We start from the raw sequence: 10,065 nt of genomic DNA, 5'->3' as shown, positions 1-10,065 counted from the left end.
CAACACGGCCCGCCCGCACACGAGCCTGAACGGGCTCACCCCAGCCGCATTTGCAACCCGCCCCGCATCGGGGCAAATGGAGAACAGGCTCTGCTCATGAACGAGGGCAATTAGGGGGCAGGGTCAGCCTTCCTCTACCTGCCGCTGATCGTGATCCTGCTGCTGTCCTTCAACGACAGCACTTCCACCGGCTTCCCGCTGCAGGGCGCGACGACGAAGTGGTATGCGCAGGTGCTGGACAGCGCGGACCTGATCGCCGCCTTCGCCAATTCGCTGGCCGTGGGCGCGACCGCCGCGATGATCTCCACCGCATTCGCGCTGCTTCTGGCGCTCGGCTTCCGGCATGGCGTGCGCGGCCAGTCGCTGGTGCTGAACCTGATCCTGCTGCCGGTGCTGCTGCCCGGCATCGTCGGCGGCATCGTGCTGCTGATCTTCTTCGGCTACATGGAGATCCGGTCCGACCTCTGGACCACGGTGCTGGTGGCGCATGTGAACTATGTGCTGCCCTTCGCCTTCCTCACGCTCTATCCACGCGTGCACGGCTTCGACCGCACGCTGGAGGAGGCGGCGATGGACCTGGGCGCGACGCCGATGAAGGTGTTCCGGCACGTGGTCTGGCCGATGCTGATGCCGGCGGTGGTCGCCACCGCGCTCTTCGCCTTCACCCTATCCTTCGACGAATTCATCCGCACCGTCTTCGTCAGCGGCCATGACCGCACCATCCCGGTGCTGTTCTGGCTGCTGGTGGTGGACGAGATCGCGCCGCACCTGCCCGCGATGGCCGTGGTGATCATCCTGGTCTCCACGGCGCTGTCGCTGGCGGCCTTCGCGATCGGCCGACGCGCCGACCGCTCAACATGAGTTCCACGACTGCAACGACAGAGGAGGTGACGATGACGACACAGGCATTCGGGCGCCGTGCCACGCTCGGCCTCGCCGGCGGGGCCGCACTTGCCGCGGGCATCGGCCCCGCGGCGGCGCAGGAGCGCCGGCTGATCGCGGTGATGCCGGGACCCTTCCTGCCGAACGGTGCGCGCGCCATCCTGGAACGCCAGATCAACGCGCGCATCGAGAACCTGCCCTATGTCTCGCCGACCGACACCGCGGCGAAGCTCATGGCGCCCGGCGGCACCAGCCGCTACGACATGATGTTCTCCACCACCGGCTTCATCCAGGCGCCCGTGCTGCGGGAACGCGCGGGGCAGGAGCTTGCGCGGCCGCTCGATCTCTCGAAGATCCCGAATGCCGCCAAGATCTCGCCGCTGTTCCGGTCCGAGATCACGAAGCGCGGCGACAACACCTTCATGCTGCCCGTCGTCTGGGGCTATGACAGCGTCGTCTATGACCGCGACAAGATCCCGGAGAACGACCCGCTCACCCAGTCCTGGGGCGTGCTGTTCGACGACAAATACGCCGGCCGCGTCGCGCTGCGCGACGATCCCTACCAGTCCATCTGCCTCACCGCGCTGCATCTCGGCATCCGCTCGCCGGAGACGATGTCGCAGGCGGATCTCAACCGGGTCACGCAATTCCTGATCTCCAAGAAGCGCAACTTCCGCACCATCTGGGGCAGCTTCGCGGAGGCGGTGAACCTGATGTCCTCGCGCGAGGTGGACGCCATCTTCGGCTGGATCCCGATGCGCGCCGCGCTGCAGGCGCAGGGCCGGAACGTCACCAACAACTGGCCGCGCGAGGGCCTGCTGGTGTTCACGCACTCCGCCTTCATCCCGCGCGAATCGCGCAACGTGGAACTGGCCCATGCCGCGATCAACGGCGCGCTGTCCGACGAGTTCGGCAAGCAGCTGGGCCTGGAGACGCAGTATCCCGTCACCAACGGCAACGTCGCGGCCACCTTCTCGGAAGCCGATCAGGCGCGGCTCGGCTATGACGTGGAGAAGCGCGGCATCCCGCTGCATCGCTACACCTTCCCAGCCGCGATGGATCGCTGGATCGAGGCCTGGGGCCGCTTCAAGGCGGCCTGATCGGGGGGGGAACGGGGTGCCACGGGAGGAGCAGGAGACAGCGGTCGCCGTCTCCATCCGGAAGGTCGGCAAGCGCTTCGGCAACGTCGCGGCGCTTGACGACGTCTCGCTCGATATCCGGCGGGGCGAGTTCTTCTCGCTGCTCGGCCCGTCCGGCTGCGGCAAGACCACGCTGCTGCGGGCGATCGGCGGCTTCGAGGCGCCGACCGAGGGCGACATCCTGATCGAGGGACGCAGCGTCCTGCACCTGGCGCCCTATGAGCGCCCCACCAACATGATCTTCCAGCACCTGGCGCTGTTCCCCCATCTTGGCGTGCGGGAGAATGTGGGCTTCGGCCTGCGCATGAAGGGTGCCGACCGCGCCGCCTCCGCCCGTCGCGTGGAGGAGGCGCTGCGCCTGGTGCGGCTGGAAGGCTATGGCGACCGCCGCGTGGACCAGCTGTCCGGCGGGCAGCGCCAGCGCGTGGCGATGGCGCGGGCGCTGGTGAACGACCCCGCCGTGCTGCTGCTGGACGAGCCGCTCGGCGCGCTCGACCTGCAGTTGCGGCTGCAGATGCAGGAGGAGCTGCGCCGGCTGCAGCGCCAGCTCGGCGCAACCTTCGTCTTCGTGACCCACGACCAGGGCGAGGCGATGGCGATGTCGGACCGCATCGCGGTGATGAATGCGGGACGGCTGCAGCAGGTCGGCACGCCGGCGGAGATCTACGAGCGCCCCGCCAATCGCTTCGTCGCCACCTTCGTGGGTCATGCCAATCTCGTCGATGCGCGGCTGACCGGCCGCCTCGCCGGCGACGTGGTGGAGGCCGAAGGGCCGGGCGGCCTGCTGCTACAGGGGCTGGCGCCGCCGGACCGGGCGGCGGGCCGCGACGTGCTCGCGGTGCTGCGCTACGAGAAGCTGCAGGTCCGGCCGGACGATGCGCCGGAAGGCGGCGTGGCCGCGACCGTGGTCGAGAAGACCTACATGGGCGCGAGCCTGCGCTTCGCCTGCCGCACTGACCGGGGCGTGACGCTCACCGCGGACACGCCCAACGCGGAGCCGCAGCGCGACATCGCGGAGGGCGAGCAGGTGCGGCTTGCCTGGTCGCCGCGGGACGTGGTGCTGCTGTCGGAGTGAGGCGCGCGGCGCCGGACCGGCCAGGAAGGCCGGCCCGGCGCGACGCGGTCAGTGCCAGATGTCCGGGTTGGTGTAGTGGCTCACATCCGAGTCGCTGGCGCCCGGCACCCAGACCGTCGCGGTGTTCTCGTAGAACCCGACCTCCGGCTCCTTCTGGACCACCAGCTTCTCGATCTTGAAGCGGTCGTCGGGGGTGGTGTCCGCCAGCGATGCGGCGATGACGAGCACGTTGCCGGAGAGGTTGCCGGCATTGATGTCCGCCCAGCGTGCGCTGCTCGAGGTGGTGTTGTTCACCTCGGTGAAGCCGAGGCCGTTCAGCACCGACGCGTTCAGCGACAGCGTCGTGTTGAAGGCGTTGTCGATGCTGCCGATCCAGACCGAGATGTCGCTGTCGCAGACCACGTAGCCCAGATAGGCCTTGTCCACGACCACATCCTGGTTGAAGCGGAACACCACGAAGTTCTCGCGCCCGATGTTGTCCACCGTGTGCCGGTCGCCGCTGCCGTCGCCCTCGTTGCGGTCGGTCACGCCGAGCCCGCCGCCATAGGCGCCGAGATAGGCGCTCTGCCACGTCCCGTTCACCTCGCTGAAGGCGCTCGCCTTCACGGAGATGTCGCCCACCGTGTAGGTGCGGACATTGCCGTGCGTCCCGGAGAGTGCGCTGGAGCCCGAGAAGTCGAAGGTGGTGGCGCCGCCCCAGGTGGTGAGGTCCTGCACCTTGCCCTTCGCCTCATAGAACCAGGTCTCGCCGGGATCGAGGATGTTGTCCTGGTTCCCGCCCTGCTTCGAGGTCAGCGTGATCTTGCCGTTGGCGATGGACATGTCGTCGCCGGTGGCAACCGTGCCGTTGTCGTCCACCAGCTTGATGTCCGCGGCCGCGATCTTCGTCTGGCCGGAGTTGAACAGCTTGTAGGTCCAGGTGACGCCGGTGCCGGGCGTGAGGATCGGCACGCCGGCGCCATCCGGCATGTCCTCGTTGTCCCAGCCGGGCGCCACGTGATTGCTGTTGCTCGGTCCGTTGGTGGTCTTCTCCAGGTCGATGCCGGGCGTGGCGGCGGCGCCGTTCTTGTAGTGGCTGAGGTCGCTGTCGCTGACGCCCTGGGCGGAGACGGTCGCCTTGTTGGAATACACGCCGCTGGCGGCACCCTTCGCGACCGCGAGCTTCTCGATCTTGAAGTAGTCGTCCGGCGTCTTGTCCTCGACCGATGCGGCGATGACCAGGACGTTGCCGGCCAGGTTCCCGTTGTTGATGTCAGCCCAACGGGCGCTGCTCAGCGTGGTGTTGTTCACCTCGTAGAAGCCGAGCCCGTTCAGCACGGCGTCCGTCAGCGTGACGGTCGTGTTGAACGCGTTGTCGATCGTGCCGATCCAGACCGAGATGTCGCTGTCGCAGACGACGTAGCCGAGGAAGGCCTTGTCCACCACGACATTCTGGTCGAAGCGGAACAGCACGTAGTTGTCGCGGTCCCAGTTGTCCACGGTGTGGCGGTTGCCGCTGCCGTCGCCTTCCCCGCGGTCCGTCACGCCCAGGCCGCCGCCATAGGCGCCGAGCCATGCGGTCGCCCAGCTGCCGGCCTCGGTCCGGCTGAAGGCGCTGGCCTTCACCGAGACGTCGCCCGAGGTCCAGCTTCGCACATTGCCGTTCCCGCCATCCGTCCAGCTGTTGCCGGAGAAGTCGAAGTTGACGGTCGCACCCGGCGTCGTCAGGTCCTTGACGATTCCCTTCGCCTGATAGAGCCAGACCTCGCCGACCTCGAGCAGGTCGTCGTTGTCGCCGACCTCGTCGGCGATCCGCTCGATCTTCCCGTTGGCGATCGACATGTCGTCGCCCGTTGCGGCGGTGCCGTTGTCGTCCACCAGCGAGATCTCGCCCGCCGTGAAGGTTGTGTTCCCGGTGTTCGCGACCCGATAGGTCCACGTCACCTGGGTGCCGGCGGTCAGCAGCGGCACGCCTGCGCCATTCGGCGCATCCTCGTTGTCGTAGGTCGGCGCAACGCTGTTGCCGTTGCTCGGGCCGTTCGTCGTCTTTTCGAGGTCGAGGCCGGGCTTCGGCGGCGGCGGCGCGACGCTGCGATAGTGGCTGGCATCCGAGTCGCTCGGCGTATTCGGGGCGGAGACCGTCGCGATGTTCTTGTAGATGCCCTCCCCGATCGGCGCGACCTTCAGCTTCTCGATCTTGAAGAAGTCTTCCGTCGTCGCTTCGCCGGTGTTGGCGGCGATGACCAGCACATTGCCCGCGACGTTGCCGTTGTTGACGTCGGCCCAGCGCGCGGTGGTCAACGTGGTCTCGTTGACCTCCGTGAAGCCGAGGCCGGCGAGCACCGCGTCGCTCAGCATGATGTCGGCCGTGAAGGCGTCGGGCAGCGTGCCGATCCACAGGCGCAGGTCGCTGTCGCAGACCACGTAGCCCAGATAGGCCGCGTCCACCACAACCTGCTGGTCGAAGGCAAAGAGCACGAAGTTGTCGCGCCCGGTGTTGTCCACCGTGTGCGCATTGCCGCTGCCATCGCCTTCGCTGCCGTCCGTCACGCCGAGCCCGCCGCCATAGGCGCCGAGATAGGCCTCCGCCCAGTTGCCGGCGCTGTCGCGGCTGAAGGCGCTGGCCTTCACGTTGACGCCGCCGGCGCCGAAGTCGCGCGTATTGCCGGCAGTGCCGGACAGTGGGCTGTTGCCCTCCATCACGATGGTCACCGGCGTCCCGGCGGCGCCGAAAGCCTGCACCGTTCCGATGGCCTGGTAGAGCCACACCTCGCCGGCTTCGAGCACGTCGTCGTTGTTGCCGACCTGATCGGCGATCCGCACGATGTCGCCATTGGCGATCGACATGTCGTCGGAGAGGTCGCCCGGGGTGCCGTTGTCGTCCACGATGGCGATCTCGCCGGCGGCGAAGGATGCCTGGCCGGTATTCGTGACCTTGTACGTCCAGGTGACGTCGGACCCGACGGAGAGCACCGGAACGCCGGCACCGTCCGCCGTATCCTCGTTGTCGTAGTCGGCCGCGACCGGGTTGGCGTTGCTGGAACCGCTCGTCGTCTTCTCGATGTCCAGGCTGCGCTGCGCAGACTGGCCGACGTAATGCGCCTTGTCGCTGTCGCCGACATCGGCGGTGTTGCCCCAGTCGTCGGTGAAGCTGCCCGCGACCGTCGCCGTGTTCACATGCTGCCCGGCCTGCCAGGTGCCGACCACCGTGAACTCGGTCTGCGCCCCAACCGCCAGGCTCGGGATCGTCACCGTGTCGCCGGCCAGCGCGCCGTTCAGGTCCAGCTTGTCGTCGTCCACCACCAGGTTCGTCAGCGCCACCGTCCCGGTGTTCGTCACCACGAACTTGAAGATCGGCTGGTTCGTCCCCTCCAGCAGCTGCGGGCCCGTCGGGTCGTCCGCATCCACGAAGGTCGCGCCGCCATCCACCGAGACGAGCTTCTCGATGTCCACATCCGGGCGCACGCCCACATAGCTGCTCGGGTCGGTGTCCGTCGCCTGCTTCGGCGCGCCGATCGGCGGCGTGTAGATGCCGCTCACCGTCGCGACATTGTCGTAGGCGCCGAGCTGCGCCGTGCCCGACGCCTTGTAGATCCAGGTCTCGCCGACCTCCAGTACCAGGTCGCCGTCATCGCCGGAAACCAGGCTCGTGATCACGCCTTCCTCGTCGTCGGTCAGCACGATGTCCGTCAGGTCCACCGGGCCGTTGTTCGTCACCGCGTAGGTCCAGAACACGTTCGATCCCGCCAGCAGCGTGATCCCGTCCGTGCCCGCGACGTTGGCATTGCCGCTGGTGGTCTTCACCACCTCGATCACCGGCGTCAGATCCTCGACGCCGACGTAATGCGCCTTGTCGCTGTCGCCGACATTGGCGGTGTTGCCCCAGTCGTCGGTGAAGCTCCCCGCGACCGTCGCCGTGTTCACATGCTGCCCGGCCTGCCAGGCGCCGACCACCGTGAACTCGGTCTGCGCCCCAACCGCCAGGCTCGGGATCGTCACCGTGTCGCCGGCCAGCGCGCCGTTCAGGTCCAGCTTGTCGTCGTCCACCACCAGGTTCGTCAGCGCCACCGTCCCGGTGTTCGTCACCACGAACTTGAAGATCGGCTGGTTCGTCCCCTCCAGCAGCTGCGGGCCCGTCGGGTCGTCCGCATCCACGAAGGTCGCGCCGCCATCCACCGAGACGAGCTTCTCGATGTCCACATCCGGGCGCACGCCCACATAGCTGCTCGGGTCGGTGTCCTGCACGTTGGTCGCGGTGCCGAGGCCATCGGTGAACTTGCCACTGACGGTCGCGACGTTGGCGTAGGGACCGAGCACCGCGGAACCCGGATCGGACGCCTTGTAGATCCAGGTCTCGCCGACCTCGAGGACGTTGTCGCCGTCGTCGCCGGAAACCAGGTTGGCGATCGGGCCTTCCTTGTCGTCGGTCAGCACGATGTCCGTCAGGTCCACCGGACCGTTGTTCGTCACCGCGTAGGTCCAGAACACATCGGACCCCGCCAGCAGCGTGATCCCGTCCGAGCCCGCGACATTCGCGTTGCCGCTGGTGGTCTTCACCACCTCGATCGAGGGGACGAGGCGCACGAGGCCAGCGTCGAGCGTGCCGTTGAATTCGCCGGAGGTCAGCGCGACGATCTGCGTCTTGCCGGTCGTCGCGTTCGCATCGCTGTCATTGGTGTCGGAGCCCGCGTCGGGCGTGGTGAAGGCGTAGCCCGCGGGCGCGACGAACTGGACGCCGTAGCTGCCCGGCACCAGGCCGGTGAAGCTGTAGGAGCCGTCGGGGGCGGTGACCGTGGACGGGCCCGACGGATTGCCCGCCGAGTCCAGCAGCAGGACGGTCACGCCGCCAAGGCCCGTCTGGCCGTCGTCCTGCAGGCCGTTGCCGTTCGCGTCGAGCCACACATAGTCGCCAAGACCGGCCAGGCGGTACAGGCCGGCATCCACCGTCAGGTTGGTCTGGCCGGACAGCAGCGTGTAGGGGCCGGTCTCGCCGCCCGCGCCGGCGTCGCTGTCGAAGGCGTCGTTGCCCTGGTTCGCCGGGCTCTGCTCGTACCCGGTCGTGTCGAAGCGGACGCTGTAGGTGCCGGGGTCCAGGTTCGTGAACAGGTAGGCCCCGTTCACAGCGGTGAACTGCGTCTCGACGACATCGCCGTTCTCGTCCAGCAGCTCGACCTTGATGCCCTGGATTCCGACCTCGCCGCCGCCGTCCTGCACGCCGTTGGCGTTCAGGTCCAGCCAGACCCGGTCGCCGAGGCTGGCCTTCTGGTACAGGCCCATGTCGAGCGTCGGGTTGAACTCGCCCTCGGCCAGCGTGACCTGCTGGGTCCGACCCGTCGTCCGGTCGGCGTCGCTGTCGAGCGCGTCGTCGCCACCCTGGTCCTGCGGGCTGATGAAGAAGCCGGTCGGCGCGACGAACTCCACGCGATAGGTGCCGGGCAGCAGGCCGACGAAGCTGTAGAAGCCGGTCGCGTCCGTCTGGGTGCTGTCGATCTGGACGTCGTTCGCGTCGAGCAGGTTGACCGTGACATTCACCACGCCCGCCTCGTCGGCGTCCTGGATCCCGTCGGCGTCCTTGTCGAGCCAGACGAAGTTGCCGAGGCCGGCATTCGGCTGGATGATCGGCTTGGTGTAGCCGGCATCGAGCGTGTCGTCGTGCTCGCCGGAGCTGAGCGTCACGACCGCGGTGCGGCCGGTGAGCACATCGGCGTCGCTGTCGAGCGCGTCGTCGCCGCCCTGGTCGGGCTGGGTCGGGTTGAACCCGGCGGGCGTGACGAACTCCACCTGGTACTGGCCGGGCAGCAGGTCGAGGAAGGCGTAGTAGCCCGTGCCGTTCGTCGTCGTGGTGGCCACGAAGCCGCCATTCCCGTCGAGCAGGTTGACGATGACGCCTTCGATCGCCTCATCGCCCGCGTCCTGGATGCCGTTTTCGTTCTTGTCCCAGAACACGGTGTCGCCGAGCGAGGCGCGGCGGATGAAGCCGGCGTCGAGGGTCGGGTTGTTCTCGCCGAAGCCGAGCGTCACCTGGTCGCTGACGCCGTTCGCGTCGATGTCGCTGTCGAGGGCATCATTGCCAACGTCCTCGAGCGTGCGCTCATAGCCGTCCGGGGTCCCGAAGCGGACGCTGTAGTTGCCCGGCGCCAGGTTGCCGAAATCGTAGCGGCCATTCGCATCGGTGGTGTCGGTGGCGCCCGTCTCGACGCCGTCCTTCAGCAGGAACACCTGCACGCCCTCGATCGGCGTGTCGCCGGCATCCTGGATGCCGTTGTAGTTGTTGTCCTCGAACACGTAGTCGCCGAGCGAGGCGGGCAGCAGGGCGGAGTTGAACGCCTGCTGCATGATGCTGAAGGAGGTGCTGGTGCCCGGCGCCGCGGTCTCGGCGATGCTGACCTCGATCGTGATCTTCACGCGCACCGACGCATAGGCGCCGTTCAGCTGCATGTCGCCCGGCAGTTCGAAGGGCGGATCGGCGGTGTCGTTGATGGTCGGCGAACGCTCGAGCTGGCTGATGCCCACCAGCTCCGTGCCGTTGAAGACTTCCTGCCTGAGCAGCAGGCGCGCGCCGACCGGGATCTGCGTGTCGGGCGTGAAGGAGTTGCGGAAGATGGAGGTGATCGCGCGCGTCGGATCGGCGCTGGAGACGTCGTATTCGATGACGAGGCCGAGGCTGGAGCCGGGGCCGGTGGCGCCGCCGACGAAGCCGGACCAGTTCAGGCCGGTGATCGAGGGGCTGGGGTTGGGCCGGGGTGCGAAGCCCAGCGACGGATTGCCGAGGTTGACGTCGCCGACCACCGAATTGACATCGCCCACCGCGGTCTCGGTGACCGAGATGTTGCTGAAGGTCAGGCTGCCGTCCGTGATGGTCCCGAAGGTCAGGGTGCTGGACATGGGCGTCTTCCTCGACGCGATCGCGAGGCGATCGGCGCGCTGGTCTGGATGGAGGGTGGCTGCCGAAGCCCGGCCTGGCGGCGGCGCGGCACGCGGAGGGCCGCG

General features: G+C 67.9%; 4 protein-coding genes. 3 read left to right on the top strand and 1 reads right to left on the bottom strand.

All coding sequences use genetic code 11. The features are described 5' to 3' along the window. Nucleotides 1–150 precede the first annotated feature (150 nt). Genes AC1MIR_RS10695 through AC1MIR_RS10685 form a run of 3 tightly spaced genes read left to right on the top strand, consistent with a single transcriptional unit; the run spans nt 151 to nt 3,096 of the window. Nucleotides 151–861, top strand: a complete 711-nt coding sequence (locus tag AC1MIR_RS10695; protein WP_480028145.1) for an ABC transporter permease — start codon at nt 151–153, stop codon at nt 859–861. A 32-nt stretch (nt 862–893) separates the two neighbouring features. Beyond that, a complete protein-coding gene (locus AC1MIR_RS10690) occupies nt 894–1,982 on the top strand; it encodes an ABC transporter substrate-binding protein (protein ID WP_480028144.1) in 1,089 nt (362 codons plus the stop codon). 16 nt (nt 1,983–1,998) lie between these two features. Beyond that, complete coding sequence (locus AC1MIR_RS10685; RefSeq protein WP_480028143.1) at nt 1,999–3,096, top strand: ABC transporter ATP-binding protein; 1,098 nt, start codon at nt 1,999–2,001, stop codon at nt 3,094–3,096. A 48-nt stretch (nt 3,097–3,144) separates the two neighbouring features. Here AC1MIR_RS10685 and AC1MIR_RS10680 read toward each other — a convergent pair whose 3' ends face one another. Next, on the bottom strand, nt 3,145–9,960 hold the full coding sequence (locus tag AC1MIR_RS10680; protein ID WP_480028142.1) for an SdrD B-like domain-containing protein: 6,816 nt from the start codon (nt 9,958–9,960) through the stop codon (nt 3,145–3,147). Between the last annotated feature and the right edge of the window lie 105 nt (nt 9,961–10,065).

Source organism: Falsiroseomonas sp. RANM36, from assembly GCF_056682175.1.
Note: the sequence above shows the minus strand (reverse complement) of the source record. Positions and strands in the feature narration are given on the sequence as shown.